Here is a 26331-nt window from a genome sequence, read left to right as displayed (position 1 = left end):
TAGGAGGCGCGCGACCGCCGTCTCGACTTGAACGCCGGGAAGCCGGCCGTCCCGGCGAAGAACTTTGCGAACGCGGCGTCGAGGTTCAGCTTCGCGTTCGCGAGCGCGAGGCTGTCCGCCTCGGCGAGGAACGGGAACAGGGGCTTGTAGGAGGCAGGTGTCGCCGGTTTCCGTCTCGTCACGATTCCCGCTTTCGCCTCCTCGCGGATGGCGATGCGGTCCTCGAGCAGCTTGTTGTAGATGAACCGGGCGCAGCCGATCGTCTTGATGAGGAACTCGGCCTGTACCGGCGTCGGGTGGAGCCTGTATGTGTAGCCTTTCAGCATGTCCGTCCCTCCTCCCTCCAGCAGATTGTGATGTGTCTTCCTCATCCGATACCCGCGGAGGGGGAGGGAGAATCTGACGGAATCACGAACTTTTGTTCGTCCTATCTGTCACAGGGAGAGAAGAGTTTTGGACCGGGCGATTCATCTCCCACCTACGCCGAGCTTCGCCCCGAGACGCTTAGAGGAGGGAGAATTCTCGCCTGATTTAGTTAAACGAAGTAGATACTGAAATCACAAAACTCGCAGTCAGTCATGTAATAAATGAACTTAAAAAAATAGGATGACTCGTTTCGTCTGAATGTGCGTTGTGGTAACTTCATTCTACACGAGGATGTTGCTATGGGCTTTCTGTTCGTTTGTTGCACTTCATTTTATCATTCATCCAATACAAAAGAACGGCGTGATGCCGTTCTCAAGATTTTTGCAATATTTTGATATCATTGACGATATCATCAATCGGTACATTTTGGAAACCAGAATAAGCCTTCATAATCTTTCCTTCCTGATCGACCAAATAGAAATATGTACCGTGATCGACTTGTGTTCCTTCATCAGGTTTACGGACAAGCGCTTTAAAGCTCTCTTGAGCAAACGTTTCGATTTCCTCTTGTGAGTAGCCCGAAAGGAAATTCCAATCGGCGTTCGCAAGGTCGTAACCACTCATGAACTCTCTCATTTTCTCTGGAGTGTCCACCTCGGGGTCGACGCTGAACGAGACGAATTGTACATTCTCGACACCCTCTTCTTCGAGCGCTTCATTGAGCTTCGTCATGTTATACGTCATCGGTGGGCAGACCGTCTCACAACTTGTGAAGACAAAATCCGCCATCCATACGTTTCCTTTCAAATCTTCGAGGCTGACCATCTCTTCCTCTTGATTCATGTATTCAAACGATTCGACTTCCCAATTGAGCGGTTCTTCGATTTCTTGTCCGCATCCTGCTAGGACGACGAGCACCGTCATCAAACTAACCATCCACCATTTCTTCACGCGTTCCAACTCCTTATCGCTTTTTTATATTCCAAACTAGTATGGTGATGAGCGTGAAAGCTGTCAATGCGAGGAACGGGATTGTGATGAACCCGAGCCAGTTGATATATTGACCGCTACACGGTACTCCTTGGGCACAAGGTTGAACCTGTGCGAAACCTGGCACCTTTTGAACCAAGTAATGGTAAAGTGATACGAAACCACCTATGATTGAGAGCGGTAACACATATTTACGTATCGCCCGATCGTCCGTGAAGACGGCGATTCCCAACAGAATCGTCAGTGGGTACATAAAGATGCGCTGAATCCAACATAGCTCACATGGCACGAACTCTCGGATCTCGCTGAAGAAGAGACTCCCGAGCGTCGCCGTCAACGAGATGAGCCAAGCGAGATACAATCCATATTTTCCGAAAAATGATTTCATGTTATAGATCCTGCTCAATCAATTGTTGAATCTGCTCGTAATCGAATGGGTCCTCAAGCATCACGCCATTGATCATGATCGAAGGCGTGAACTGAACACCATTCTCGCTCACAAGACCATCATCCGTACTGACGTTTTCGAGCACGGTCGATTCTTCCCCGAGGTCTTGTTCGAACTGCGCCAAGTCGACCGATGTCGTCTCGCTAGCGATTTCCTTCAATTTCTCGACCGTCACCCACACGTCATCATGTTGCTGCGAGGCCGGTTGTGCGTCATAGAGCGCTTTGTGAAATGCCCAAAACGACTCGGGATCTTGCTCGTATACCGACTCGGAAGCAAGGGATGCCAAAATCGATTCTTGCCCATGGAACAAGACGTTAATATAGCTGAAGCTGACGTCTTCCTTGTCAAGATAATCCGCTTTCAGCTGCGGGTAAATCGATTCACCCCATTGTTTACATGACGGACATTTATAATCTCCGAACTCAACGACGGATACTTTCGCGTCCCGGTCCCCGAGTGTCGGTTGTCCTTCAATCGAGACATGGTTGCCACGGTCGACTGTCGTCTCCTCTTGATTGAGCAAGACGAAGACGATTGCGATCAGTGCGACCGCGATGATGGTCAGAATGACCAACAGTTGATTCTTTTTCATTCTCTTCACCTCTATCTATTTTCGACTCGTCTCTCATTATAGCGGAAGCTGATTCACCTATCATGTTATCCGTTCGCTTTTTCATAATTGACTTTATTTCAAAATTTCGGTCCAAAGCGAACGGGAAGCAACAGCTTTCATTCTATATGACACCTTGAAAAAAGCACTCATTTCCATGATGGAAGTGAGTGCTTTTGGAATTTACGCTTCGAACAACAATTGTTCTGGGTCTTCAATCATATCTTTAATGTGCTTGAGGAATGTCACAGCCTCACGACCATCCACAATCCGGTGGTCATATGAGAGGGCGACATACATCATCGGACGGTTTTCCATCGTGTCCGCATCGATGGCGACCGGGCGGAGTTGAATCGAGTGCATCCCGAGGATGGCAACTTGGGGCCCGTTCAAGATTGGCGTTGAGAGGAGTGAACCGAACACGCCCCCGTTCGTGATCGTGAACGTACCACCTGTCAAGTCGCTCAACCCAAGCTTGTTGTTACGTGCTTTGTCCGCGAGGTGAAGGATGTCCTTCTCGATTTCCCCAAAGTTTTTGCGGTCCGCTTCACGGACGACCGGAACGACGAGACCATCTGGCGCCGATACAGCGATCCCGATGTCGTAATATTTCTTCAAGACGATTTCGTTGCCTTGGATTTCAGCGTTCAAGTAAGGCATGCGCTTAAGGGCCGCCACTGCCGCTTTCGTGAAGAATGACATGAAGCCGAGTTTGACATCGTTGTCTTTCACGAACTTCTCTTGGCGACGTTTACGGAGTGCCATGACCGCCGACATGTCGACCTCGTTGAACGTCGTGAGCATCGCTGCCGTCTGTTGGACTTCGACGAGGCGGTTCGCGATCGTTTGACGACGACGCGTCATCTTGATGCGTTCTTCCTCTTTCCCGCTCGCAGCCGGTTGCGGTGTAGAAGCAGCTGGTTTTTGCTCTTTTACGGCTGGTTTGTCTTCGTGTTTTGAAACGTCATGGACGTTGATGCGTCCCATCGGATCGTTCGTTTGAACGGCTGAAAGGTCGATGCCTTTCTCACGAGCGAGTTTACGGGCAGCAGGTGTTGCGATCGGCCCTTTACCCGGGCTCGCCACATGCTCTTCACGCTTCTCGACTTTTTTTCCTTCTTCGACAGACTCCGTCTTCTTCTCGGTCGGCGCTTCTGTTTTCGTTTCCGTCGCATTCTCTGTCTTTGTCTTCGTCGCGACGGCCGTTCCGCCACCAGAACCTGAACCGAGACGTGCGATGACGTCACCGACTTGAACGGTGTCTCCTTCACCGGCGAGTTGTTCTTCCAACACGCCCGCCTCGTCAGCCGGGACTTCGATGTTAACTTTATCTGTCTCGAGCTCGACGATGGCCTCTCCTTTTTCAACCTGGTCGCCTGGCTGTTTGAGCCATGTCGCGACCGTTCCTTCCGTAATGGACTCTGCTAATTCTGGTACTTTGATTTCGATCACAATGAGTTCCCCCTTAACTTATTTACGATCTTTTTGGTATGTGCTCGTTGTTGCACCGCTCGAGACGACGTCACGAGAGAGTGCTTCACGGATGATGCGTGCTTGTTCTTGTTTATGAGCTGTCGGATTCCCTTCAGCCGGGCTCGAACGACGGCGACGGCCGATGTAACGGACATCGAGTCGGTTCGTTGTGACCGCTTCTAAACGAGGCTCGATATATGTCCAAGCCCCCATGTTTTTCGGTTCTTCTTGAACCCAGACGATTTCGCGTGCGTTCGGATAACGGCTGATGACGTCACGAATCTCACGAACCGGGAACGGGTAAATTTCTTCGACACGGATGATGTGCAAGTAGTCGAGTGACTCTTCTGACTTACCGACCGCTTCTGCAAGGTCAATCGCGACCTTCCCTGTGCAGAAGACGAGACGTTCGACTTTCTCCTCATCCTCACCGAGGCCTGGCTGTTCAACGATTGGTTTAAAACTCTCTTCCGTGAACGCCTCAATCGGTGACGTGGCGAGCGGGTGACGAAGCAGACTCTTCGGTGTCATGATGATCATCGGACGAATCTCTTCTTTTCCGAGCATCTCTGCCTGACGACGAAGGATGTGGAAGTACTGTGCCGCAGAAGAAAGGTTTGCGACCGTCCAGTTTTTCTCTCCCGCAAGCGTCAAGTAACGTTCCATCCGTGCGCTCGAGTGCTCCGGCCCTTGTCCTTCGTACCCGTGTGGCAAGAGCATGACGAGCCCGGATTTTTGACCCCACTTCGCGCGTCCCGCCGAGATGAACTGGTCGAACATGACTTGTGCCGAGTTCGCAAAGTCTCCGTACTGCGCTTCCCACAGCACGAGCGTGTCTTGTGCGAATACGTTGTAACCATATTCAAATCCGAGCACCGAACCTTCTGAAAGCGGGCTATTATACACCGAGAACGACGCTTGTGCAGTCGACAGTTGATGGAGTGGTGAGAACTTTTTCCCTGATTCGACGTCGTTCAACATGATGTTTCGTTGGGCGAACGTCCCGCGCTCAGAATCTTGACCGCTTAAACGGACAGGCGTACCGTCAGAAAGAATGGAAGCAAAGGCGAGCGTTTCCGCGTGACCCCAGTCGATCTTTCCACCTTCACCGAAAGCATCCCGTCGACGGTCGAGCACTTTTTGAAGCTTATGGAAGACACCGAAGCCTTCCGGCCAGTCAAGCAATTCCTCGTTCAATTGGGTGAGGAACTCTAGTCCCACGCTCGTATCGATTTTTGGGAAGCCTTTATGGACCGCATCCGGCAAGACGATGTCCGCATCCTCTTCTTCAGAAGGAACGAGATCACGCGCCGACTTTAGTGCCTCTTCAATCTTTTGTTCGATTTGCGCTTTTTCTTCTTTTGTCATGACGCCTTCTGATTCAAGTTGCGTGGCATAGACATGACGGACAGACTGATGTTCTTTGATCGCTTTATAGAGAACCGGGTTCGTGTTCATCGGTTCGTCCATTTCGTTATGTCCGTAACGGCGATACCCAATCAAATCGACAAGGATGTCCTTATGGAATTTGGCACGATACTCACTGATCAACTTCGCGACGGCGACACACGCTTCCGGATCATCCGCGTTGACATGGAATACCGGGATTTCATAGCCTTTTGCGATGTCACTCGCATAACGTGTCGAACGTGAATCGTTCGGGTCCGTCGTGAAACCGATCGTGTTGTTGGCGATGACGTGGACCGTCCCGCCTGTACGGTAACCCGCTAAGTTCGTCATATTGAGTGTCTCGGCGACGATTCCTTGACCTGGGAAGGCCGCATCTCCGTGAATCAAAATCGATGCTGCCAAATCGTCATGTTGTACAGCCGATCCTTTTTCAGATCGGTCATCCTGTGCGGCACGCGTATACCCTTCGACGACAGACCCGACGAACTCAAGGTGACTCGGGTTGTTCGCTAAATTGAGACGAACTTCTTTTTGCTGTTCGATCACTCTACGGTCAAGACCGAGGTGATATTTCACATCGCCCGACCAACCGAAGTTGATGCCGATCGACCCTTCAGACGGAATCAACTCTTTGTTCGGTGCGTGTTGGAACTCTGCAAAGATCATCTCATACGGTTTCCCGAGCACGTGGGCGAGTACGTTCAAACGACCCCGGTGAGCCATCCCGATATTGATATGTTCAGAACCGCTCGAAATGAGGCCACCGACCATCGCATCAAGAAGTGGCACCATCGCATCCAAACCTTCGATCGAGAAGCGCTTTTGTCCGACATACGTCTTATGGAGGAACGATTCAAACAGTTCAGTTTCAGCTAGACGTTCAAACAGTTCAAGCTTTTCTTCTTTTGAAAAAGTTTGTTGTAATGCGCCTTGCTCAACTTGACGACGAATCCACTTTTTCTCTTCCATATCATCTAAATGACGAAGTTCAATTGCGACGGTCCCCGTGTAGACGTCAAGCAAATGACGGAATAACTCTAGTGCATTCGCGTTCGGCTTTGGTGCATCATCCGAAAGAAGACGGGCCGGAATTTGTACCAAATCCTCTTCTGTCAAATCATAGCGTGACAGTTCGAATAGTTCCTGTTCACGCGGGTGGTCTTTCAGCGGATAAATGTCGGCCGCCTTATGACCGAATGCACGGATGTCGTTGATGAGCCGGGTCGCAGAGACGACCTTCTCTAAATCAAACGATGGACCCGAGACTACCTCTTTCGGTGCCGATTCCGGTGCCCCAAATTCATCGAAGTATCGACGTGTCTCTTCATCGACCGATGACGGGTCTTCCAAATATTGATCGTATAGTTCAATGATGTAGCCTAAGTTAGGACCATAAAATGCATTCGATTTCTCGTGAACATTCGACGACTCTCCCATTGAATAAATCCCCCTTATCCATTCCTAAACGCCCAATCTGTGAACGCTTTCATTTTACCATGTAGCCCGAAGCAGTTCATCTTTCTCCTACCTTGATGAACAAACCGACTTCTGCCTCTTACGCTCAACTTCATACTACACCTTTCGTACTAGAAAAACCCTTACGAATTCACAATTCGTCCATACTATTTCGATAAGTTTTGCTTATCGAACAAATGTGTCATCATCAATTTGTTATAAACATTTCAAAAAAAGATGAAACCTTATTTCAGACGACCCCGTATTAGGGAGTGTAGCAATTACACTATTACTCTTAAAGAAAGCTAGGTGACCACATGTTATCCGTACAAAATGTCCATAAGAAGATGGGAAAAGCGACGGTATTGACGAATGTCAGCTTTGACGTCGTTCCAGGAGAAATATTCGGGTTCCTCGGACCGAACGGGGCCGGAAAAACGACGACCATTCGTATTATCACAGGCCTTATGCCTGCCACACACGGGACCGTGACAGTCGATGGATATGACGTGGCGAACAATCGTCAAGAAGCGCTCAGCCGAATCGGGGCCATCGTAGAGAACCCGGCGTTCTATCCTTACATGACCGGCCGGGAAAACTTGATTCACGCGATGAACTTGATTCCAAACTTGAAAAAAGTCGACATAAACGCCCTCGGTGCACTCGTCGGACTCGACGGTAAGCTCGACATGAAAGTGAAGCAGTACTCGCTCGGGATGAAACAACGCCTCGGGATCGCCCGTGCTCTGTTGCATAATCCGAAAGTGCTCATTTTAGATGAGCCGACGAACGGCCTCGACCCAGCCGGGATTGCCGACCTTCGGAATTACTTACGCCACCTTGCCGACCATCGTGGGATCGCCATCCTCATCTCGAGCCATTTGTTGAGCGAGATGGAAATGATCACCGACCGCTTCGCCATCATCGACCAAGGTCAAATCAAATCGGTAGAAGACGGACAGACGAAAGCGGAGAGTGTCATCCTCTGTAAAGTTGCCAAAGAGCAGATGAATGAGGCGCTCGACGTCGCAGCGCTCGCTTTTGATGATGTGAAAATCATTCAACAGTCTGCCGAATCGTTCATCGTCCCACGTCAAGAGACGGATATTCCGGTCTTGTTGAAACAGTTGATCGAACGTGACATCGCTGTCTACCAAATCGGGATGAAGCACGAGTCGCTCGAAGAACAATTCTTGAAATTGACGAAAAAAGAAGGAGGTACGAACAATGCGTTCATTACTCAGCAATGAATGGATGAAATGGCGTCGTACGATTAAACCTTACGTCGCCTTAGGCGTGTATACGGCAATCATTCTCATCGTATACGCTGTATTGGCTAGCGGGGACGGTACACCAGAAGCCGCATCGTTCTTTGAATTCTCAACGATGGGTGCCATCGCTTTCCTCAGTATTTTTACAATCGTCTTCACTGCCGAGATGGTCGGGAATGAGTTGAAGTTTGATACGTTGAAACATCTCTTGATGAGTCCCTACTCTCGCGACCGTATCTTGTTGTCAAAACTCGTCATGGCCGTCCTCGTCATGTTGCTTCAGTTCGCCTTCATCTTAGTCGTCGCGTTCGGGTTCTCACTCACGTTAGACGGCTCTGTCGCATGGGACGTCATCAGTCCGATTCTCATCAGTGTGAGCGGACCGATCTTCATCATCTTCTTGACGCTCATGTTCTCGGTCGTTTTCAAGTCGGTCGGTGTCGTCATCGGTTTCACGGTGCTCGCGAACTTTGCGTCGAGTATCATCGGCGGCCTTCTCGTCGCATGGAAGCCTGAAATTGCAAAATGGATCGTCTTCCTTCATGCAGATCTTTCAGTCTATGACCTGAACCCAGAGTTCATGAAAGCGATGGACGCTACGATGGGCTTCTCGATTTTCTATGTCGCCCTTCATATCATCGCCTTCTATCTCATCACGGCGTTCATGTTCCGGAGTAAAACGTTCGCTGAATAAGCATACTTCATAAGAAAAAGTGGTACCTCTTTGCTATAGGAGTTTTTTAGTAAGGAGGTATTTCTATGTCTAAGACAGCATTGCTCATTATTGATCTGTTCAATGATTTTGATTTTGAAGGTGGCGACATGCTACGTAAACATACGAAAATGATTATTGAACCGATTCTCGAGCTTAAAAAACATTTTAAAGAGACAGATTTACCTGTCATTTATTGCAATGATAATTTTGGACAGTGGAAAGATAGCACAGAAGACATCATTGATTATGTAAAAGCATCAAAAGGAAAACAGATTGCCTTGCAAATCGAACCGGCAGATGAAGAGTATTTTATTATCAAACCAAGGCACTCTATCTTCTTTGGAACTCAATTGGATATTCTACTCCGACAGTTAAACGTGACGAAACTAATTTTAACCGGGGTCGCGACAGATATTTGTATCCTCTTTTCTGCCAATGATGCATATATGCGTAACTATGACCTTTATATCCCTCGCGATTGCGTGGCAGCAGAAACAGTAAAACGTCACGAAAGTGCCCTGACAATTATTGATGAGGCGCTAGGAATCGAAACATCTCCTGTGTCTGAATATTTGAATCATGTTCAATAGTGATTTAGATTTCTTATTGCTGTCACACAATCCCAACAATCAGAACGTTTTCAAGCTCTTCTATTAGATATTCTTATTGTATAAAGGTCAGTAAGGGGTGTGTTGATTTTGTACCTAACAATCGGTTTAGCATTGCTCGTCTGTTTGATCGCACTCATATTCACCATCATGGTCGGTCTCGGGAAAGACCGCTCCTCGTATAGTCAAAAGAAAAGCTTGTCGATGGTTTCTTGGCTCTACATCATCTTGCTCCCTGTCTCGTTTATCGGACTCGGACTTCTCTACTATTTCATTACGAAGTAACGCAAAAAATCACGATGCCTGGATATAGGCATCGTGATTTTTTAAGCGATCAAGTCGCTCCAAATTTTGATGGTACTCGCTAAGATGAGTAACGCCAAAATCCATTGAAGTGCTTTCGTATTCATATTTTTCCCGACATTCGCCCCAATCGGTGCGGCAATCAGACTCGCAATGATCATAATGACCGCGGGGGCCCAGACGATTTGATCGGTGATGATCTTACCGAACGTCGAGCCAATCGACGAGATGAACGTGATGGCGAGTGAACTTGCGATTGCCATCTTTGTCGGAATGCGCAACACGACGAGCATGATTGGCATGAGAATGAATGCCCCGGCCGCCCCGACGATCCCTGCGGCGATACCTACGACAAACGCTGAGCTTGCGGCAATCATCTTATTGAACTGTACTTGGTCAAGCGGCATGTCGTCCACTTGCGGCTTCGGTAAGAACATCATAATTGTGGCAATCGTTGCGAGCACGGCGTAGACGACATTGATCATCGTCTCCGACAAAATGGTCGATCCGTATCCACCGATGAAACTACCAATCAATACCGAAACACCCATGTAGAGAATCAACTGCTTGTTTAAGTATCCGCCTTTACGATAAGCATAAATCCCGCCGATTGTCGCAAAGAACACTTGAATCGCACTGATTCCCGATACTTCATGCGCGCTGAACGCGCCGAACCCTAATAGTGGTGGGATGTATAACAACATCGGATACTTGATGATGGACCCACCAATTCCGACCATCCCTGAAATGAACGACCCGATGAACCCAATTAGAAAGATTGTAATGATAAACCCGAACTCCATATTGACTCCTCCATTATCTCCGTATTCTCTTCTTATTCATTCGCTTCCCAAGAAATCATACCGCCTGAGACGTCATAGATTTCTGTATATCCGGCGTCTATCAACTGCATGGCAGCTTGAGCGCTCCGATTACCGCTCCGACAGATGACGTAGATCGGAGCGTCTTTCGGATAGGGCAACCGGGTGGCGTCAAATGAAGAAAGTGGTGCATTCACCGCCTCCTCGATATGCCCCCCCTCGTATTCAGACACTTCTCTGACATCAAGGAGCGTTATTTCTTCGTTTTCCAATTTGTTTTGTAGAGTTTTAACGTCAATTTTCCTAATTCCATCTTTTTCTGATGTGATTACAAAGATAAAAATCACCATGACAGCCAAAATCCCAACAAATAAGGAAATTTTCTTCATGTTTTCCCCTCCAAATCTTTTCACTTGCACTCATTATACCTTAGGGGGTATATTAAAGCCAACGAAACATTCTCGTTGCCAAATCACTTAGAAATGAAAAGGAGATCAAAGACTCATGAAGACGATTACGACTACGGAATTAGAAACGTTACTTCAAGCAGATGACTCACTCAACTTAATCGATGTGCGTGAGACCGATGAATATGCTGGAGGTCACATCAAACAAGCGAAAAACGTACCACTTTCTGAATTCGGGGCGAAAGTCGATGAGCTCGATCGCTCTAAACCGATTCACGTCATTTGCGCAGCTGGTGGACGTAGCATGAATGCATCTGCTTATCTGGACTCACTCGGGTTCGACGTCACGAACGTCGACGGCGGGATGATGAGCTGGCAAGGCGAAGTCGAATAAACCATTACTCTAGGTCATAGGGGGAAATTTACATGTTATTACGTTATTTTTATGATGAAAAATTAGCACAAGCTTCATATATGGTCGGTTGCCAAATGACAGGAGAGGCGATCGTCATCGATCCGGCCCGTAACATCGAGCCATACCTTCAAGAAGCAAAGAAAGAAGGCATGAACATTGTCGCAACAGCAGAGACGCATATCCATGCGGACTTTGTATCAGGTTCATTCGAACTCGCGAAGCGGACAGGTTCAAAAGCCTATCTATCCGACGAGGGGGATGCTTCATGGAAGTATGCGTTCGCGAAAGACATCGACGCACAACTCGTCAAAGAAGGCGACACGTTCAAAGTCGGAAACGTAACGCTTGAAGTCATGCATACGCCCGGTCATACACCAGAACACATTTCGTTCTTACTTTATGATCGGAATCAAACACAACCGATGGGCATCTTCACAGGCGACTTCGTCTTCGTCGGCGATATCGGTCGCCCTGACCTCCTCGAGGAGGCAGCCGGTGTGAAAGGAACGACAGCAATCGGCGCGGAACAAATGTTTGACTCGCTCAAAAAGTTCATGGCGCTTCCTGACTTCGTTCAAGTTTGGCCAGGACACGGCGCGGGCAGTGCTTGCGGGAAGGCGCTCGGCGCGATCCCGACGTCGACGGTCGGTTACGAGAAAGCGACGAACTGGGCGCTTCAAATGACGGATAAAGATGCCTTCATCAAAGAGTTGACGACGGATCAACCCGAACCACCGAACTACTTCGCCATGATGAAGAAAGTGAACAAAGAAGGTATCCAAGTGACGACGGACGTCGCTCGTCCTGAAGTCGTCGGGTCAGATCGCCTTGATACACTCGTCGAAGAGACACAAGTCGTCGACATGCGTAAAGGTGAAGACTTCGCGAACGGACACGTACCAGGGACGATCAATATCCCGTACAACAACAAGTTCGTCTCGTGGGCTGGCTGGCTCGTCAACTTCGACAAAGACATCACGCTGATCGCAAGCGCGGATGACATCGATCAAGTACAGACCGACCTTCAATCAATCGGTCTCGATCGTCTTCGTTTCATCATCCCAGTCGAAGAGCTCGACGCATCACGTTTGACGGAAACGTATACGGACGTGACGGCAGAAGAGGCAATCGAAGCTGCTGAAAAAGGTGACGTCTTCGTCCTCGACGTTCGAAACGCGACAGAATGGAACGCGAGCCATTACGAAAAGGCAGAGCGCATCTTGCTTGGAAAACTCGCGCGTGACTATGAAGGTCTCCCGACAGACCAAACGATTGCGGTCCACTGTGCGTCAGGCGTCCGCTCACGCATGGCGGCAAGTGTCCTTCAATCGCTCGGCTACAAAGACATCCACAACGTCTTGGGTGGGTACGGCGCGATGAAGACCGTCTTGAACGCTCAACAAATCAAGTAATGCTATACTGACTATGAATATGGCGCCCGCTTCGAGAGGGGCGCCTTTTGTTTAGGAGGGAAAGACGTGGTTGCCATCGGTCCACTTAACATTCGTTTCGATTTACTTATTTTTTTAGTAAGCCTTGGTGTCCTTTATGGCATCTTCCGCTTCCTCGGTTTGACGAGTAAAGAGCGTGAAGCCGTCATCGGGACATGGTTCTATGGATTCCTCGCCTGGAAAGGAAGCGCGATAATCATCGGTCTGTTGACGACTCGTGACCTTTCTCTTGCCCTCTACGCTACGGGAGGCGTATGGTCTCAATGGATTGCTGCCGCTGTTATCCTTTGGTTCGCCTATCGACTCGACCGGGACCTTTTAGGATATTGGATGCTGAGTGGACTTCTCATCTGGCTCGGGATGACGCTCGCGATTCCGGTATATGGGACAGTTTTGAGCTTCCCCGACCAGCCGATTCATCTATGGAGCGCCACCTTCATCCTTCTACTATTCGGGGTGACGTGGCGATGGATGCGTGAACCGACTCGTGGAAACATTCTTTGGACCGCCCTCGGTGCATCTGGTATCTGGCTGTTTAAGTCATATGCGGTTGGACAAATCCAATGGTGGATGATCGCTATCACCCTCGTCCTGTTCGGATTGAGCGTCTTTCTCGCCCGTCCTTCAAAGAAAGCGATTCAAGTTAGTATCGGAGTCCTCGTCGTTCTCGCGGTCGTGAATGCTGTCCTGCCAGAACGTGCGACACAAACTGTCACGACAGAGACGGCGTCGACCGGATTGAGCATCGGGCAAATCCCCCCTTCGTTCGAGTTACAACGAACTGATGGGAGCACATTCGACTTGACATCACTACGTGGTCAACAAGTCGTCGTGAACTTCTGGGCGTCCTGGTGCCCGCCATGTCGCGCGGAGATGCCGGACATGGCGGCGTTCGCGAAAGAACGAGAAGACGTGACGATCGTCGCCGTCAACACGACGACGAGTGAACGTGACCCGGACAATGCAATCGCCTTTGTCGAACCGTATGAAGATGCATTTACCGTCGTCTATGACCGTGACGGTCAAGTCGGTGATGCATACCGGATTCAAGCGATGCCGACGACGTATGTGCTCGATGAATCCGGTGTGATCATTGCGAAACAATTTGGTGCCATCGACAAGAACTGGCTCGACGCCCAACTGAACTGAACATGATAAAACCGCCGACAGTGATTTGTCGGCGGTTTTATCATTGCTTCAAATAACCTTGTGCTTTCAAGAAATCTTTGACGTCAAGACGGGTCGATTTCGACAGCATGCGCCCCATCTGCCCGGTCCACGTGTCTTTACGCGGGTTCGAGCCACGAACCATATAGTAATCGTGAATCAACGCATCGTAATCCGAAAGTGATTGCTTCATGCGTTCCGGGTTCGCCTCGTAAGTGTTCTCATGGTAGACATGATGGAATGGGAGTCTTGGTTTTTGATCTTCGACTGTAGCCGGTACACCGACGGCCATCCCGAAGAGCGGAATGACCCGTTCTGGTAACTCGAGCACTTCCTTGACCGCAAAGAGGTCGTTCCGAATGCCACCGATATAACAGATGCCGAGTCCCATCGACTCTGCCGCCACTGCCGCATTTTGCGAGGCGAGTGCCGCGTCAATCACAGCGACCAAGAGCTTCTCATCGGTCTCAAGTGTCGCGGATACTTCCGTTTCCTGTAGCTCACCAATCATTTCATGACGATGCAAATCCGCACAAAAGACGAAGAAGTGACCGTTCTCGACCACGTAGTCCTGATTGCCCGCAATCTCGGCGAGTCGTTTCTTTTTCGCTTCATCGGTCACCCCGATGATCGAGTAGGCTTGGATAAAGCTCGATGTCGATGCCCGTTGTGCGCTCTCGACGATGGTCTGGATTTGTTTGTCTGTCAATTTCTCGTCCGTAAAATCGCGGACGGAACGGTGGTTCAATAATGTATCAATCACTTCGTTCATACGCTCTTCCCCCTTTTTTTCAATCTTGGCACACGCGATGCGAATCCACAAATGAGAGGAATCCGTCGAGTCTATTTTGAAGAGGTGCGGTACCATCTTGTATTGTTGTGCTATCATTATAGACTACACATAGAATACGATAGCGTAACTTCGAATAAGGAGCGATATATAATGAAAAGAATACCATTTTACATTCCATTCCTTCTTGGAGCGCTACTCCTCTCTGGTTGCACGGAAGCCGATGTAAACGTTCCGTCGTCAACGGAAGAAACGGTCGAAGAGGAAACGACACAAGAAAATCAGACAGCCGAGACGTCTTCAGAAGATCTATTTGAAGGTTATACGAGAATCGATGTCGACGGTGGCGACCAATCCGGGACACGCGAGGCGAATGTCGTCGTCGATATCGGCTTCGGTGACCGTGAGTATTGGGCGTTCACGAATGAACACGGTCAGTTGGTTCGCGTAATCGCCGATGAAATCACCCTTCAAGATGATGAGACGGAAGACGTCAATTCGTCCGGGCGTTATTATTCCGATGAGGCGAAAGTGCCGGGTGTCGAAGACCCGAATCTCGACGAAGGTCATATCATCGCCGATTCGCTCGGTGGCGTCTCGAACGCCTATAACATCACACCGCAAAATAGTGCGCTCAACCGCTACGGGGACCAGGCGTTCATGGAAGATGCCATCCGAAAAGCGGGTGGAGCGAAAGACTTCGAAGCCATCATCACCTATCCGAACACGACGACCCAAATCCCTTCCCGCTATCAATACACGTATACCGTTCGAGGGAACACGGTCACGGATACGTATGATAACGCAGACCCAGAAGAAGTGAACGAATCGCTCGATTTAACGGACGACTCACCTCCTGCAGTGACGACGGAGCCGGTCGAGGAGCGAGAATTATCCGATATCGACCTTGACGGGAACGGGCAAGTGACGATCAAAGAAGCAAAGAACGCAGGATTCGAGATGCCGATCACGCGTGACCACTGGTTGTATAAGTACATGGACGACCGGGACGGTGACGGGATGGTCGGGGAATAACGATGACGAACGAGACGTTTCTCTAGGAGAGACGTCTTTTTGCATACAAAAAACCGCGGTACAAGACCGCGGCTACATGTTTAGTTCGACATTTGATTCAAGAATGGTGCGAGATCGACGTTCAACTCGTTCGAAAGACGTTCTCCGAGCTCACGATCCGCACGATAGAAGTTACAAATCAAGAGAAGAACCGTCTTCTCATGACGAACTTCTTTGATGTGAGCGACGAGGTTACGGATGAGCGCGTCCTTCTCTTCTTGAGAATAACGGCGATACACCTCTCCGGCCTGACCGAAGTCGTTCGTCTTTTCAATCTTCTGACGACCCGTCACGCCTGTGATCGGTTGTGGCGTCTCGATGTAATCCGCATTCGGCTTCGGTGCGTCTTCATAACGGTTTGGCTCATAGTTGACCGGGCTCGTCTGTTGTTTGAACGGCATCGCCCCGTCACGCTGGTTGTTCGCCACTTGAGCGAATGGGCAGTTGATCGGAAGTTGGAGATAGTTCGGTCCGATACGGTGACGCTGCGTATCCGAATATGAGAAGAGTCGTCCTTGGAGCATCTTGTCTTCTGACGGCTGGATCCCTGGGACGAGAACACCCGGGTTGAAACCGACAGATTCAGTCTCGGCGAAGAAGTTGTCGACGTTTTTATTGAGGGTCATCGTTCCAACCAATTGATACGGGATGACGTCTTCAAACCAATCCTTCGTCGCATCGAGCGGATCGAAGTCGAAGTGATCCATGTCCGCCGGGTCTAAAATTTGTACATATAGATCCCATTCCGGATAGTCCCCGTTATCGATCGCGTTGAACAAATCACGCGTCGCATGGTTGAAGTCCTCTGCTTGAACTTTCGCCGCTTCTTCCATCGACAAGTTTTGAATCCCCTGTTTCGGTACCCAGCGCAACTTTATGTACACCGTGTTTCCGAACTCATTCACCCATTTGAAAGAATGGACGGACGATCCGCGCATGTGGCGATACGATGCCGGGATGCCTTCGTCACTGAAGAGATGCACGAGCATGTTCGTCGATTCCGGTGTGAGCGACATGAAGTCGAAGAAGCGGTCTGGGTCTTGAAGGTTCGTCTGTGGGTCTGGTTTGAGCGAGTGAATCACGTCCGGGAACTTAATCGCGTCACGGATGAAGAAGACCGGCAAGTTGTTTCCGACGAAATCATAGTTCCCTTCTTCCGTATAAAACTTGACGGCGAAGCCACGTGGATCACGAAGCGTCTCCGGTGAGCCTAAACCGTGGATGACGGTCGAGAAACGCGCGAATACGGGCGTCTCTTGCCCCTTTTCTTGCAAGAATGCGGCTTTCGTGTATCGTTTCATACTATTTTTTACAGTGAAGACACCGTGCGCCCCTGCCCCTCTAGCGTGAACGACTCGTTCTGGTACACGTTCACGATCGAAATGCGCTAATTTCTCAATTAGTTGGTAGTCTTCGAGAAGCGTCGGGCCCCGACGACCCGCAGTGATGGAGTTGGCGTTATCCCCGATTGGTGCGCCTTGGTTAGTAGTTAGTTGACGGTGTTGATCCATATGATTGCCTCCCATTATTTATAATCATTACAATCTTGATATTAATCAAAGATTATAATGATTACAAATAAAAAGCTCGTGAATCACGAACTTTTTTTCATGCGTCTCTTTTGTTTGGCTTTTTCACGTTGATGGAGGGTCACGACGAAGAACGCGGCGAGCACTCCACCGAGGGACCCGGCGATGATATCGACCATCGTATCGTCGTTTCCGTTTCCTTGCATCGTCGTGTTCAAGACAACGTCGGATGTGAATTCATACATCTCCCAGAGCGCCGCCCCGGCCATGGAAAAGACGACGATGTATACGAATAGAAATCGTTTCGGAATCTCGGTCCGAATGTCGTCATCGAGCCGGCTGAAGAAATCAAATCCGAGGAATGCGAGAAAGATGCCACTCAACAGATGAAGGAACGTGTCCCACCAGCCATTCCCATACAATCCGACGATCGACCCTAAATACTGTGAGGCGAACAAGAACAGGATATACGCCACCTTCATCTTACTATCGAGTTCTGTTTTGAACGTCTTTTCAATGAAAAATGGGATGAGTCCGGAAATGATTCCGGCCCCCGCCACACTCGCATCGAACCAGGATTCTTCAATGATCGCTGTGACGAGTATGACCGCCATGAACAAGACGAATCCAAACTCAAGGAAACGCCCTTTCGTGAACTTCATGATGCTTCGCCTTCTTTCTAGTTTGTTCTCTATATGGTCTATTCCCAACTCTCAATCGCGTTCAACCTACACGATGTAATTTAATTGGACACACTTGTTATTTACGAACATACGTTCTATAATTAGTATTATGAATCCGAGGAGGAACTTGCTATGCCAATCAATCCATATCTCAACTTTAACGGGAACTGTCGTGATGCCGTAACCTTTTATGCCGATGTGTTCAACCACGCCGCTCCAGACATCATGACGTTCGGTGACCAGCCTGGTCCGGACGGTCAACCAGCGCCGAGTGAAATGGCCAATCTCGTGTTGCATACCCGACTATCGATTCACGGCTCATCGCTCATGTTTTCCGATGCAATGCCTGACGGGCCGGTCACGTTCGGCGACAATCTCACACTCGTCGTCGTCACGGATGACCTTGATGCCATCCACCGCGAGTTCGAAGCACTCTCTGTGAACGGACGTGTCCTGATGCCGCTTCAAGAAACGTTTTGGAGCAAGGCGTATGGCATGCTCGAAGACCAGTTCGGTGTCTATTGGCAATTCAGCCACGAAGCATAACGACAAAAAATCCCCGATTCGTAAGAATCAGGGATTAGCTTATTTTTGAGCAACGAAGAAGATGCGCTCGGCATCCGCTCCTGGTGCATGTTCTGTGAAATCAGAAGTGACCGATTTGACGTGGAACCCGGCACCGATCAACCATTGCATATACTGCCCTGGTTCATACGTCCGTTGTTCGTGTGTCTCTTCGATCCGTTCGTACGTCCCGTCTTCATGCGCGACGAAGAACGTCAAATCGTGAACGACCGAGAGCGGTGCCTCTCCCGGGTCGGCAAACCAAATATACGAGCAGTCTTCCTCGTTAGATGCGTACGTCTTTTGATTGAAGAGCGTCTGCATCTTGTTCGGGGCGTGCACATCAAATAGAAACAGCCCACCTGGTTTGAGCTGATTATAGACCGATTCGAACGTATCGATCACATCTGCCTCATCCTGTAGATAGCAGAGCGAGTCACAGAGAATCGTCACCGCATCGACCGGCTCAGGTAGTTCTAGCTCTCGCATATCCTGTTCCCAAAGGGGCAACTCGATTTCTGCCTCGAGCGCCTTTTCTTGTGCGACTTCGAGCATCGACTCCGATAAGTCGATTCCCATGACGTCATAATGTTCGGCGAGGCGAATCGTGGCCGACCCGGTCCCGCATCCAACATCCGCGAGTGTCGCGCCATCTTGGACATGACGACGCACGAAAGCGACCCACTCATCATACGGCGCGTCTTTCATCAACTCGTCGTATACATAGGCGAATCCTTCGTATGCCATTAGCCGACTTCCACTTCGACGTGCGGCGCGTCAGCCCACAATTTCTCTAAGTTGTAGTAATCACGGTCGTCACGATGGAAGATGTGGACGACGACGTTCTCGAGGTCAGCGAGAACCCAACGTGCCGTATCCATTCCTTCGAACTTATGGAGCGGCAAGTCATTTTCACCTGCGACATCTTTGATTTCACGCGCGATCGCTTCGACTTGCTTCTCCGAGTTCCCGTGACAGATGACGAAGTAATCCGCGATCGGCGAGATGCCTTCCATGTCGAGTACGACGATTTCCTCGGCACGTTTATCGTCAGCCGCTTTTACAATCAATTCTAATTCTTCTCTTGCAGTCATATTGACCCTCCTAAGGTGTATTCACAAAATCATTATACGTTTCAATCGTCAGTGGAAAAATGCGCACCGACTTCTTCAATAAAAATTCAATCGTTTGCTTCAGTGTCGCGACAACCGCCGCTTCGAGCGAATGCGCTGCTTCTGCTCGCAACAGTTCGACGCCCGGATAATTCCGATTCGGTTCGATGGCGTCGGCCACGAACAGAATTTGGTCGAGGCGGGACATCCCGGGTTCTCCTGTCGTATGGTTCCGAATGGCCGAGAGCACCGCTTGATCAAGATCATATTGACGGGCAAGCAAAACCGCACCGACCGGCGCATGCAACAACTCGTCCCCGTATTGAAGAAGATTTAAATCAAGTCCTTCTTCGATGACGACCTGGCGCATCTCTTCGATGTCAAAGTATTTCGCATAATCATGAAGCATGGCAGCAAGGCGAGCCTGTTCGACATCTTCACCGTATTGTATAGCCAAGCGCTCTGCTGTCTCGACGACACCGAGCGTATGAATATAGCGTTTTTCTGGTAGCGTCTGTTTGATTAACACGTGCGCTTCTTCAAACGTCATACAGCCTGTGCTCCTTCACATACGTCTCGACTGGCGCCGGGACCAAATATTTGATGGATTTCCCTCGTTTCGCCCGTTCCCGGATGTCCGTCGACGAGATTTCAAGCTGTGGCATGTCGATTGGACGAACGTCTGCCTTCTCCGGAATCAAATAACGCGTCCCTGGGCGAGCGACCGCACCGAACGTGACGAGACGGATGAGCGTCTCATAGTCGTGCCATGATTCGAGCGATACGAGTGAATCGGCGCCAATCAAAAAGTAGAACTCGTCATTCGGATACTGTTCGATCAGCCGTTTCATCGTCTCGACCGTATAAGACGGCTCGCTCCGCTCAAACTCAATCAAGTTCAACTTGAAGTCGGACTGGTCTCGAATGGCACGTCGCGTCATCTCAATCCGATGGTCTGCCGAGCTAAATCCAATCTTATGCGGTGGGATCGCGGCCGGCAAAAACCAAACTTCATCAAGTTCTAGCTGTTCGCGAGCTTGTTCGGCGATCAACAGATGACCGAGATGAGGCGGGTCGAACGTCCCCCCCATCAAACCGATGCGGCTCATGGGAGTTTGATTTGGCGATTTTCTTTCTCAGTCGCCTCTTTATATAAGACGATGACTTTACCGATGACTTGAACGACTTCAGCTCGTGTACCTTCTGACAACTCACCGGCCACATCTTTTGGTGTGTCCATGCAGTTTTGAAGCACTTGAACTTTGATCAATTCGCGCTTTTCGAGTGCATCTACGATATCTTTACACATCGCTTCGCTGACCCCATTCTTTCCAACTTGATAGATTGGTGAAAGATGATGCGCTTCCGCGCGTAAAAAACGTTTTTGTTTACCTGATAGCATAGTATATTATTCCTCCAATAATCCTTCAATTAACTTTTTTCCGATGGTTTCGTCCGGTTTCACGCCCGTCCATTTTTCGAACGAGAGCGCGCCCTGACCGACGAACATGGCTACACCTGACACAACGACTGCCCCGCGACGCTTCGCTTCCTGTAGCATCGGGGTGACAAGTGGACGATATATGATATCACAAACGACCGTGTTTTGTCGTAAACCTTCTAATGAAAGTGGTGTCGATCTCTCGTCCATCCCGACAGAAGTGGTCTGAATGATGATATCAAATCGTGAGACGTCGACCTTTTCAAATGTCGTATACGAGACACCGAACGTGTCGGCGAGCGCTTTTGCCCGTTCGACTGTCCGATTGACGATCGTCACGTCGCGCGCCGGGAGAGCTTGGACAATTCCACGGGCGGCACCTCCAGCACCGACGATGAGCACACGTCCTGTAAAGTCTGTGAACGGTATCAGTGCTTGGACTAGACCGGCACCGTCCGTGTTCGTCCCGATGAGTCGCCCGTCTCGTTTATACACCGTGTTGACGGCTCCAGCATGTTTCGCTGCCTCATCGAGTTCATCCACGTAACGAACGACTGCTTCTTTATAGGGAATGGTGACGTTGAATCCATCCCAGTCCCCTTCCCGCATCGCTACAAATAAAGCCGGGAGTTCATCCGGTGTGGCATCGATGGCCTCATAACGCCCGAAAAGCCCAGACGCCCTCAACCACTGCTCGTGCAGCTGTGGAGAGAGCGAATGAGCAATCGGGTGACCGATGACGGCCAGATTCATACGAGCGCCTCGCGAAGTGTGACCGCGACGCCTTTCGGAGCCCATGCTGCGATACGGCCACCTTTTCCGTGAATCGCGACCCAACCGAGACCACTGAACACGATATCCGTTTTCACGCCGTCCCGTAAGCTGAATTCATGGCGTACGAGTGGCGGTAAGATTTCGAGTGTCTTCTCATTCGGCGGGTTGAGCATCTTCCCAATATGTTGGTCATAGAGCTCATCGGCACGTTCGAGTTTCGTACGGTGTGCTTTCAACTCGTTCGACATGTAGATGACGAACGACCGTTTATTGCCTTCCAAGTAATCCAAGCGTGCCAACCCTCCGAAGTAGAGCGTCTGTTGCGGGTTCAATTGGAACACATGCGGCTTGATTTCTTTTTTCGGAGTAATCGTCTTCAAATCTTTGGCGTCGACGTAATGTGCCATTTGATGACGGTTGATAATCCCTGGCGTATCGTACAAGTTCGCATCATCATCGAGCGGAATGTCGATCAAGTCAAGCGTCGTTCCCGGGAAATGACTGACGGTGATAATGGCTTCATCTTCTTCACCGAAGCGTTTGATCACCTGATTGATGAGTGTCGACTTCCCGACGTTCGTACAACCGACGACGAAGACGTCCTTGCCTTTCCGGTAATACTCAATCTTTTCAGCAAGTTCATCGATGCCGTGTCCTTTTTTCGCACTGATCAAATGAACGTCGATCGGATTCAAACCGAGCTCTTTCGCCTCTGCCTTCATCCAGTTCGCCATCCGGTTCGGGTTGACCGACTTCGGTAACAAGTCGACCTTGTTCCCGACCAACAGTACCGGATTCGAGCCGACGGAACGTTGAAGTCCCGGAAGCCAACTACCATTGAAGTCGAAAATATCGACGATTTTGATGACGAGTGCTTCTTTTGAACTGATGCCGTTCAAGATGCGCAAGAAGTCATCATCTGATAACTCCACATCTTGAACTTGGTTGTAGTGCTTTAGTTTAAAACAACGTTGGCAAATGACAATTTCACGGTCAAGTGCCGATTTAGGTGCATAGCCGACCCCGCTCGGGTCTTCCGTTTGGATGGCCACGCCGCACCCAGCGCAATATCGTTTCGTTTCTTCCATAGTTATACTTACTGCCGTTCAGGTTTCCCCTTCTTCATTCATTGTAGCACCTCGCTGCTACTCCTGAAGCGTTAATTCCGACGCCTTGGTCGCCGTACATGGGCAGCCTCCTTCTTTCTGTGCGTTCGAGGTCTTATTCATCTTTTTTATGTGAATCTTCGGAACGTGGGTGCATCGCCTCGCCGATTTTTTCGGCAACCGCGACTTTTGCCCGCTGCGCGTCAACAGCAATCTCTTCCACTTTTTTCGTGATCAATACATACTTCCCACGGCGCTTCATGTGAGCAAACACTACTTTCTCAAGCATCCGATTGAATTTCGTGACGAGCCCGTCCGTTTTGACGACCGGTTGTACATGGATGACATGAATACCCGCCATGTTGGCACCAAGCACGTCCGTGAACAGCTGGTCCCCTAAGAAAATCGCTTCTTTTGGCGAGTATCCATATTTCGAGAGCGCCGCTTTAAAACCGGATGGTAAAGGTTTTCGAGCGCGAGCGACATAGTGAAGGCCGAGCGGCTCCGTAAACGTTCGTACACGATTCTCGTTGTTATTTGATACGACAATCACATCGAAACCGTATGATTTCACTTTTTCAAGCCACATCAATAAAAGCTCAGGTGCGTGCGGGACATCCCACGCCACGAGCGTGTTATCAAGGTCCGTCAAAATGACGCGCACCCCACGGTCTTTCAATTCTTCTAGGTCGATGTCAAACACAGATGCGACGAACTGTTTCGGATAAAGTCGATTAAACACGTAAAATTCCTCCAATTAGCTAAACGATTCAACTACTTATACAAGTATTGATATCCCTTCTATGGTAAACGAAAACCGACCAAACGACTAGTGTATCGTTCGGTCGGAAGAAAATTGACACAAAATTAGTTGGATTTGATTGTCCCGATGACCTCACCGAGTCGAACCGGACCGATCTTTTCACGGTCCATTTGGATCGTATCCTTCTCAAAACAAAGGACGACGGTCGAACCGAACGAGAAGTATCCGACTTCTTCTCCTTTGCCCGCCCGGTCTCCTTCGAGCGTCCATGCAATCGTGTTGACGTTCAAGGCTCCGACCATGATATGTTCATACGTGCCGGCTGGGCTGTCAAAGCGCGTCACACGACGATAGTTGCGTGAGAGCGGTCGAACCGTCTCCGTCAATCCGATTTCATTCACCGGTGCCGAACGGTCCCCGAGTTCATAGTGACTGAGCACACGACCAGAGAGCGGTGTGTGGACGCGGTGATAGTCACGTGGGCTAAGGTAAAGGACGACGACCGTCCCACCTGCATAACGTCTCGCTTCTTGTTGGGAGCCGAGTAGTTCCGCAAGTGTATATGACTGACCCTTCACCTCGAAACGACTGTCTTCTGAAATCGATTCGATGACCGATAACTTGCCGTCGCACGGTGACACGAGGGTATCGGACGACTCATCAATCGTACGCGCTCCCGGCTTCAAGTGACGGGTAAAGAACGCATGCAGTGATGGATACGCATGAAGAGGGAGTTCGGCTTCTTCGACAGCGATATTAAACACGTTTGCAAACGATGGAATCAAGTGACGACTCACCTTTGATTCTGCGAAACGCTTGAGGCGCGAGGCAATCCGAGGCGAGGCGTTCAGCTCAAATAACGTTTGATACATTCGACGCATCATTCCTCTTTAGCCTCCTCATTTTTAAAGAACGTCTCGTATTGTTGTTCAGAGACGGCACCTTCAATGCGACCGACTTCTTTTCCATCCTCAAAGCGGATGATGGTCGGCGTGCCATTGATGCCATATGTCTCCCATACGTTATGGTCGGCCAAGTTGATGGAGACCGCATCATATTCTTCGATGAGAGGCTCGACGTACGGCTTCACTTGCTCACAGTATTCACAGCCCGTTTGCCAGAAGTAGGCGACGACTTCACCATCTTGATTTAATTGTTGTTGCAATTCATCTGCCGTGACGGCGTTGACGCCATCTTCTGTATTGGATCCGTTTAAAAAGTATAACAGACCGATTCCGATGATGATAATCGCACCGATAATGGCGAACGTGATGAAATTCGCGCGTTTCTCAGGGTTTTTCATATGTGTGATCCTCCTCTAATTCAGATAAAGAAAAAGACTGACTCAAGCTTGAGTCAGTTTGATTGTAGACGGCTTACTTTTCTTGTGCAACGTCGCTAATCCCCATGTCTTTGTTTAAGGCATCGAGAAGTGCAACGAAGATTGTGATGACTACGCCAAATCCTGTCGCAAGCATCGCGTCGAACTGTACACCATCAACAGCAGAAATGATAAATACCGCTGTATTCGAGAGCACAATCGCCCAGATCAATGTCACTACATAACGCATTGAACGTCCCCTCCATCTCACAGATGATTCGTAAAAATTCATACGACATTAGTATAGCATTGTTCGAACGGAATATGCGACTGAGATTGTATATTCTTTCCGTCCACTCTGAAAGTATGATACGGTCGTAGAAACATCATTGTGAAGAAAAGAGGATGACTCATGTCACGATATTTAATCGCAGTTGATTTAGACGGTACTTTATTGAGAGATGATAAAACAATTAGTGAACGAAACCTTCGCGCCCTTCAGGTAGCGCGTGAGATGGGACATGAGGTGATGATTGCCACAGGACGTCCAAAACGTCACTCCATCATGTACTACGAGCAACTCGGATTGACAACGCCAATCGTCAACTTTAACGGTGCGCTCGTACACCATCCAAAAGATACAAGCTATGCGGTGACACACCGCCCGATCCCGCTCAAGACCGCCCATGACATCATTGAAGAAGTAGCGGATACGAAGGCACACAATATCGTCGTCGAAGTGACGGACCATGTTTACTTCCAAAAAGACCCGCAAGAATTCTATAGCCCGTATGCAGAGCGCGCGCTCAGCGTCACATCTGGTAACTTGTTGACGCATTTGCAGGATGAACCGACATCACTATTGATTCATGCGACAAAAGATCACGTCGACCACGTCCGCTCGCAACTTGATGACATCCATGCCGAAGCGGTATTGAATCGTCAGTGGCGCATGCCGGAGCACATGATTGAAGTCATGAGTAAACACACATCGAAAGCTCTCGGTCTTCAAGAAGTCTCGAAACATCTGAATATCGACCGGAAGCATATCATCGCGTTCGGTGACGAAGAGAACGACCTCGAGATGCTCGACTACGTCGGCACCGGTGTCGCGATGGGGAACGCCATCGACCAATTGAAAAATGTAGCCAACGAAGTGACGGCTTCAAATATGGACGACGGGATCGCCCTCTTCTTAGAAGAAAAGCTCGGGATCAAATCATAAGGAAAGCACCGACCTAAAAAGTCGGTGCTTTTGTGA

Annotated in this window: 32 protein-coding genes; 10 read left to right on the top strand and 22 right to left on the bottom strand. The window is 49.5% G+C overall.

The annotated features are described in order from the left end of the window. The 6 genes from KNP00_RS10910 to KNP00_RS10885 all read right to left on the bottom strand — a co-directional run. On the bottom strand, positions 1-326 hold a 326-nt coding region (locus tag KNP00_RS10910), incomplete at its 3' end, for a helix-turn-helix domain-containing protein (protein WP_215145106.1). A gap of 412 nt (positions 327-738) precedes the next feature. Then, complete coding sequence (locus tag KNP00_RS10905) at positions 739-1302, bottom strand: SCO family protein (RefSeq protein WP_215145120.1); 564 nt, start codon at positions 1300-1302, stop codon at positions 739-741. A 28-nt stretch (positions 1303-1330) separates the two neighbouring features. After that, the gene (locus KNP00_RS10900) at positions 1331-1744 is read right to left on the bottom strand and encodes a disulfide oxidoreductase (RefSeq protein ID WP_215145104.1); all 414 of its coding nucleotides are present in this window, start codon (positions 1742-1744) and stop codon (positions 1331-1333) included. Position 1745: 1 nt separating this feature from the next. Further along, complete coding sequence (locus KNP00_RS10895) at positions 1746-2399, bottom strand: DsbA family protein (protein ID WP_215145102.1); 654 nt, start codon at positions 2397-2399, stop codon at positions 1746-1748. Between the two features lie 201 nt (positions 2400-2600). Further along, positions 2601-3869, bottom strand: coding sequence for a 2-oxoglutarate dehydrogenase complex dihydrolipoyllysine-residue succinyltransferase (gene odhB, locus KNP00_RS10890; RefSeq protein ID WP_215145100.1), 1269 nt, complete (start codon positions 3867-3869; stop codon positions 2601-2603). Positions 3870-3887: 18 nt separating this feature from the next. Continuing rightward, positions 3888-6737 carry a 2-oxoglutarate dehydrogenase E1 component gene (locus tag KNP00_RS10885; RefSeq protein WP_215145098.1) on the bottom strand — a complete coding sequence of 950 codons (2850 nt, stop codon included), beginning with the start codon at positions 6735-6737 and terminating at the stop codon, positions 3888-3890. A 335-nt stretch (positions 6738-7072) separates the two neighbouring features. On the opposite strand from KNP00_RS10885, the gene KNP00_RS10880 reads away from it, so the two are divergent. From KNP00_RS10880 to KNP00_RS10865, 4 genes are all read left to right on the top strand, one after another. Next, positions 7073-8005 (top strand): ABC transporter ATP-binding protein, encoded by a 933-nt coding sequence (locus KNP00_RS10880; RefSeq protein ID WP_215145096.1) that lies wholly within the window; start codon positions 7073-7075, stop codon positions 8003-8005. Beyond that, entirely contained in the window at positions 7983-8720 is a 738-nt protein-coding gene (locus KNP00_RS10875; protein ID WP_215145094.1) for an ABC transporter permease, read from the top strand. The genes KNP00_RS10880 and KNP00_RS10875 overlap by 23 nt, the downstream gene beginning before the upstream one ends. A gap of 65 nt (positions 8721-8785) precedes the next feature. Continuing rightward, positions 8786-9331 carry a cysteine hydrolase family protein gene (locus KNP00_RS10870; protein ID WP_215145092.1) on the top strand — a complete coding sequence of 182 codons (546 nt, stop codon included), beginning with the start codon at positions 8786-8788 and terminating at the stop codon, positions 9329-9331. A 99-nt stretch (positions 9332-9430) separates the two neighbouring features. Further along, positions 9431-9634: a hypothetical protein gene (locus tag KNP00_RS10865; RefSeq protein WP_338082279.1), complete on the top strand. Its 204-nt coding sequence runs from the start codon at positions 9431-9433 to the stop codon at positions 9632-9634. A gap of 41 nt (positions 9635-9675) precedes the next feature. On the opposite strand, the gene KNP00_RS10860 is transcribed toward KNP00_RS10865, so the two are convergent. After that, on the bottom strand, positions 9676-10455 hold the full coding sequence (locus tag KNP00_RS10860) for a sulfite exporter TauE/SafE family protein (protein WP_215145090.1): 780 nt from the start codon (positions 10453-10455) through the stop codon (positions 9676-9678). A gap of 32 nt (positions 10456-10487) precedes the next feature. After that, positions 10488-10862 (bottom strand): rhodanese-like domain-containing protein, encoded by a 375-nt coding sequence (locus KNP00_RS10855; RefSeq protein WP_240542842.1) that lies wholly within the window; start codon positions 10860-10862, stop codon positions 10488-10490. 115 nt (positions 10863-10977) lie between these two features. Between KNP00_RS10855 and KNP00_RS10850 the strand changes: the two genes are divergently transcribed. From KNP00_RS10850 to KNP00_RS14340, 3 genes are all read left to right on the top strand, one after another. Further along, entirely contained in the window at positions 10978-11274 is a 297-nt protein-coding gene (locus tag KNP00_RS10850) for a rhodanese-like domain-containing protein (protein WP_215145088.1), read from the top strand. A gap of 32 nt (positions 11275-11306) precedes the next feature. Continuing rightward, complete coding sequence (locus tag KNP00_RS10845; protein ID WP_215145086.1) at positions 11307-12707, top strand: MBL fold metallo-hydrolase; 1401 nt, start codon at positions 11307-11309, stop codon at positions 12705-12707. A gap of 66 nt (positions 12708-12773) precedes the next feature. Then, positions 12774-13895, top strand: coding sequence for a TlpA family protein disulfide reductase (locus KNP00_RS14340; protein WP_215145084.1), 1122 nt, complete (start codon positions 12774-12776; stop codon positions 13893-13895). Positions 13896-13935: 40 nt separating this feature from the next. Here the strand turns inward: KNP00_RS14340 and nfsA are convergent, their stop codons facing one another. Next, entirely contained in the window at positions 13936-14685 is a 750-nt protein-coding gene (gene nfsA / locus KNP00_RS10835; protein ID WP_215145082.1) for an oxygen-insensitive NADPH nitroreductase, read from the bottom strand. Between the two features lie 171 nt (positions 14686-14856). On the opposite strand from nfsA, the gene KNP00_RS10830 reads away from it, so the two are divergent. Then, positions 14857-15738: a DNA/RNA non-specific endonuclease gene (locus KNP00_RS10830; RefSeq protein WP_215145080.1), complete on the top strand. Its 882-nt coding sequence runs from the start codon at positions 14857-14859 to the stop codon at positions 15736-15738. Positions 15739-15818: 80 nt separating this feature from the next. On the opposite strand, the gene KNP00_RS10825 is transcribed toward KNP00_RS10830, so the two are convergent. Together KNP00_RS10825 and KNP00_RS10820 are read right to left on the bottom strand one after the other, a co-directional pair. Continuing rightward, the gene (locus KNP00_RS10825; RefSeq protein ID WP_215145078.1) at positions 15819-17288 is read right to left on the bottom strand and encodes a catalase; all 1470 of its coding nucleotides are present in this window, start codon (positions 17286-17288) and stop codon (positions 15819-15821) included. Between the two features lie 83 nt (positions 17289-17371). Beyond that, positions 17372-17968, bottom strand: coding sequence for a DUF2238 domain-containing protein (locus tag KNP00_RS10820; RefSeq protein ID WP_215145076.1), 597 nt, complete (start codon positions 17966-17968; stop codon positions 17372-17374). 153 nt (positions 17969-18121) lie between these two features. Here KNP00_RS10820 and KNP00_RS10815 point away from each other — a divergent pair, with 153 nt between their 5' ends. Next, positions 18122-18535 carry a VOC family protein gene (locus tag KNP00_RS10815; protein ID WP_215145074.1) on the top strand — a complete coding sequence of 138 codons (414 nt, stop codon included), beginning with the start codon at positions 18122-18124 and terminating at the stop codon, positions 18533-18535. A gap of 39 nt (positions 18536-18574) precedes the next feature. On the opposite strand, the gene KNP00_RS10810 is transcribed toward KNP00_RS10815, so the two are convergent. The 11 genes from KNP00_RS10810 to KNP00_RS10760 form a co-directional block, all read right to left on the bottom strand. Continuing rightward, positions 18575-19300: a class I SAM-dependent DNA methyltransferase gene (locus tag KNP00_RS10810; protein ID WP_215145072.1), complete on the bottom strand. Its 726-nt coding sequence runs from the start codon at positions 19298-19300 to the stop codon at positions 18575-18577. Further along, positions 19300-19647, bottom strand: a complete 348-nt coding sequence (rsfS, locus tag KNP00_RS10805; protein WP_074032684.1) for a ribosome silencing factor — start codon at positions 19645-19647, stop codon at positions 19300-19302. Before rsfS ends, KNP00_RS10810 begins: the two co-directional genes overlap by 1 nt. Positions 19648-19657: 10 nt before the next feature. Next, positions 19658-20215, bottom strand: coding sequence for a bis(5'-nucleosyl)-tetraphosphatase (symmetrical) YqeK (yqeK, locus tag KNP00_RS10800; RefSeq protein ID WP_215145070.1), 558 nt, complete (start codon positions 20213-20215; stop codon positions 19658-19660). Further along, positions 20205-20774: a nicotinate-nucleotide adenylyltransferase gene (locus tag KNP00_RS10795; protein WP_215145069.1), complete on the bottom strand. Its 570-nt coding sequence runs from the start codon at positions 20772-20774 to the stop codon at positions 20205-20207. The genes yqeK and KNP00_RS10795 overlap by 11 nt, the downstream gene beginning before the upstream one ends. Beyond that, entirely contained in the window at positions 20771-21067 is a 297-nt protein-coding gene (gene yhbY / locus KNP00_RS10790; protein ID WP_214789614.1) for a ribosome assembly RNA-binding protein YhbY, read from the bottom strand. The genes KNP00_RS10795 and yhbY overlap by 4 nt, the downstream gene beginning before the upstream one ends. Positions 21068-21073: 6 nt before the next feature. Beyond that, on the bottom strand, positions 21074-21859 hold the full coding sequence (gene aroE, locus KNP00_RS10785) for a shikimate dehydrogenase (protein WP_215145067.1): 786 nt from the start codon (positions 21857-21859) through the stop codon (positions 21074-21076). After that, positions 21856-22968: a ribosome biogenesis GTPase YqeH gene (yqeH, locus tag KNP00_RS10780; protein WP_215145065.1), complete on the bottom strand. Its 1113-nt coding sequence runs from the start codon at positions 22966-22968 to the stop codon at positions 21856-21858. The genes aroE and yqeH overlap by 4 nt, the downstream gene beginning before the upstream one ends. Before the next feature lie 133 nt (positions 22969-23101). Continuing rightward, positions 23102-23728 carry a YqeG family HAD IIIA-type phosphatase gene (locus KNP00_RS10775; protein WP_215145063.1) on the bottom strand — a complete coding sequence of 209 codons (627 nt, stop codon included), beginning with the start codon at positions 23726-23728 and terminating at the stop codon, positions 23102-23104. 125 nt (positions 23729-23853) lie between these two features. Then, positions 23854-24633, bottom strand: a complete 780-nt coding sequence (locus tag KNP00_RS10770; RefSeq protein WP_215145062.1) for a phosphatidylserine decarboxylase — start codon at positions 24631-24633, stop codon at positions 23854-23856. Beyond that, a complete protein-coding gene (locus tag KNP00_RS10765) occupies positions 24630-25052 on the bottom strand; it encodes a thioredoxin family protein (protein ID WP_215145060.1) in 423 nt (140 codons plus the stop codon). Before KNP00_RS10765 ends, KNP00_RS10770 begins: the two co-directional genes overlap by 4 nt. 73 nt (positions 25053-25125) lie before the next feature. Further along, the gene (locus KNP00_RS10760; RefSeq protein WP_215145058.1) at positions 25126-25320 is read right to left on the bottom strand and encodes a YjzD family protein; all 195 of its coding nucleotides are present in this window, start codon (positions 25318-25320) and stop codon (positions 25126-25128) included. A 162-nt stretch (positions 25321-25482) separates the two neighbouring features. On the opposite strand from KNP00_RS10760, the gene KNP00_RS10755 reads away from it, so the two are divergent. Further along, complete coding sequence (locus KNP00_RS10755) at positions 25483-26295, top strand: Cof-type HAD-IIB family hydrolase (protein ID WP_215145056.1); 813 nt, start codon at positions 25483-25485, stop codon at positions 26293-26295. Positions 26296-26331: the final 36 nt, after the last annotated feature.

This window comes from Exiguobacterium qingdaonense, from assembly GCF_018617855.1.
Classification (GTDB): Bacteria; Bacillota; Bacilli; order Exiguobacteriales; family Exiguobacteriaceae; genus Exiguobacterium; species Exiguobacterium qingdaonense.
This window is presented reverse-complemented; position numbering and strand designations above follow the sequence as displayed.

Coding starts and splice junctions, on each gene's coding strand:
- KNP00_RS10760 (WP_215145058.1), bottom strand. CDS start 25,320: ATGCGTTATGTAGTGACATTGATCTGGGCGATTGTGCTCTCGAATACA.
- KNP00_RS10825 (WP_215145078.1), bottom strand. CDS start 17,288: ATGGATCAACACCGTCAACTAACTACTAACCAAGGCGCACCAATCGGG.
- KNP00_RS10815 (WP_215145074.1), top strand. CDS start 18,122: ATGCCAATCAATCCATATCTCAACTTTAACGGGAACTGTCGTGATGCC.
- rsfS (WP_074032684.1), bottom strand. CDS start 19,647: ATGACTGCAAGAGAAGAATTAGAATTGATTGTAAAAGCGGCTGACGAT.
- KNP00_RS10765 (WP_215145060.1), bottom strand. CDS start 25,052: ATGAAAAACCCTGAGAAACGCGCGAATTTCATCACGTTCGCCATTATC.
- KNP00_RS10830 (WP_215145080.1), top strand. CDS start 14,857: ATGAAAAGAATACCATTTTACATTCCATTCCTTCTTGGAGCGCTACTC.
- KNP00_RS10880 (WP_215145096.1), top strand. CDS start 7,073: ATGTTATCCGTACAAAATGTCCATAAGAAGATGGGAAAAGCGACGGTA.
- KNP00_RS10900 (WP_215145104.1), bottom strand. CDS start 1,744: ATGAAATCATTTTTCGGAAAATATGGATTGTATCTCGCTTGGCTCATC.
- yqeH (WP_215145065.1), bottom strand. CDS start 22,968: ATGGAAGAAACGAAACGATATTGCGCTGGGTGCGGCGTGGCCATCCAA.
- KNP00_RS10810 (WP_215145072.1), bottom strand. CDS start 19,300: ATGGCATACGAAGGATTCGCCTATGTATACGACGAGTTGATGAAAGAC.
- nfsA (WP_215145082.1), bottom strand. CDS start 14,685: ATGAACGAAGTGATTGATACATTATTGAACCACCGTTCCGTCCGCGAT.
- KNP00_RS10855 (WP_240542842.1), bottom strand. CDS start 10,862: ATGAAGAAAATTTCCTTATTTGTTGGGATTTTGGCTGTCATGGTGATT.
- KNP00_RS10875 (WP_215145094.1), top strand. CDS start 7,983: ATGCGTTCATTACTCAGCAATGAATGGATGAAATGGCGTCGTACGATT.
- KNP00_RS10895 (WP_215145102.1), bottom strand. CDS start 2,399: ATGAAAAAGAATCAACTGTTGGTCATTCTGACCATCATCGCGGTCGCA.
- yhbY (WP_214789614.1), bottom strand. CDS start 21,067: ATGCTATCAGGTAAACAAAAACGTTTTTTACGCGCGGAAGCGCATCAT.
- KNP00_RS10860 (WP_215145090.1), bottom strand. CDS start 10,455: ATGGAGTTCGGGTTTATCATTACAATCTTTCTAATTGGGTTCATCGGG.
- KNP00_RS10885 (WP_215145098.1), bottom strand. CDS start 6,737: ATGGGAGAGTCGTCGAATGTTCACGAGAAATCGAATGCATTTTATGGT.
- KNP00_RS10850 (WP_215145088.1), top strand. CDS start 10,978: ATGAAGACGATTACGACTACGGAATTAGAAACGTTACTTCAAGCAGAT.
- KNP00_RS10845 (WP_215145086.1), top strand. CDS start 11,307: ATGTTATTACGTTATTTTTATGATGAAAAATTAGCACAAGCTTCATAT.
- KNP00_RS10870 (WP_215145092.1), top strand. CDS start 8,786: ATGTCTAAGACAGCATTGCTCATTATTGATCTGTTCAATGATTTTGAT.
- KNP00_RS10905 (WP_215145120.1), bottom strand. CDS start 1,302: ATGGTTAGTTTGATGACGGTGCTCGTCGTCCTAGCAGGATGCGGACAA.
- yqeK (WP_215145070.1), bottom strand. CDS start 20,215: ATGACGTTTGAAGAAGCGCACGTGTTAATCAAACAGACGCTACCAGAA.
- KNP00_RS10755 (WP_215145056.1), top strand. CDS start 25,483: ATGTCACGATATTTAATCGCAGTTGATTTAGACGGTACTTTATTGAGA.
- KNP00_RS10770 (WP_215145062.1), bottom strand. CDS start 24,633: ATGATGCGTCGAATGTATCAAACGTTATTTGAGCTGAACGCCTCGCCT.
- aroE (WP_215145067.1), bottom strand. CDS start 21,859: ATGAATCTGGCCGTCATCGGTCACCCGATTGCTCATTCGCTCTCTCCA.
- KNP00_RS10795 (WP_215145069.1), bottom strand. CDS start 20,774: ATGAGCCGCATCGGTTTGATGGGGGGGACGTTCGACCCGCCTCATCTC.
- KNP00_RS10820 (WP_215145076.1), bottom strand. CDS start 17,968: ATGAAGTTCACGAAAGGGCGTTTCCTTGAGTTTGGATTCGTCTTGTTC.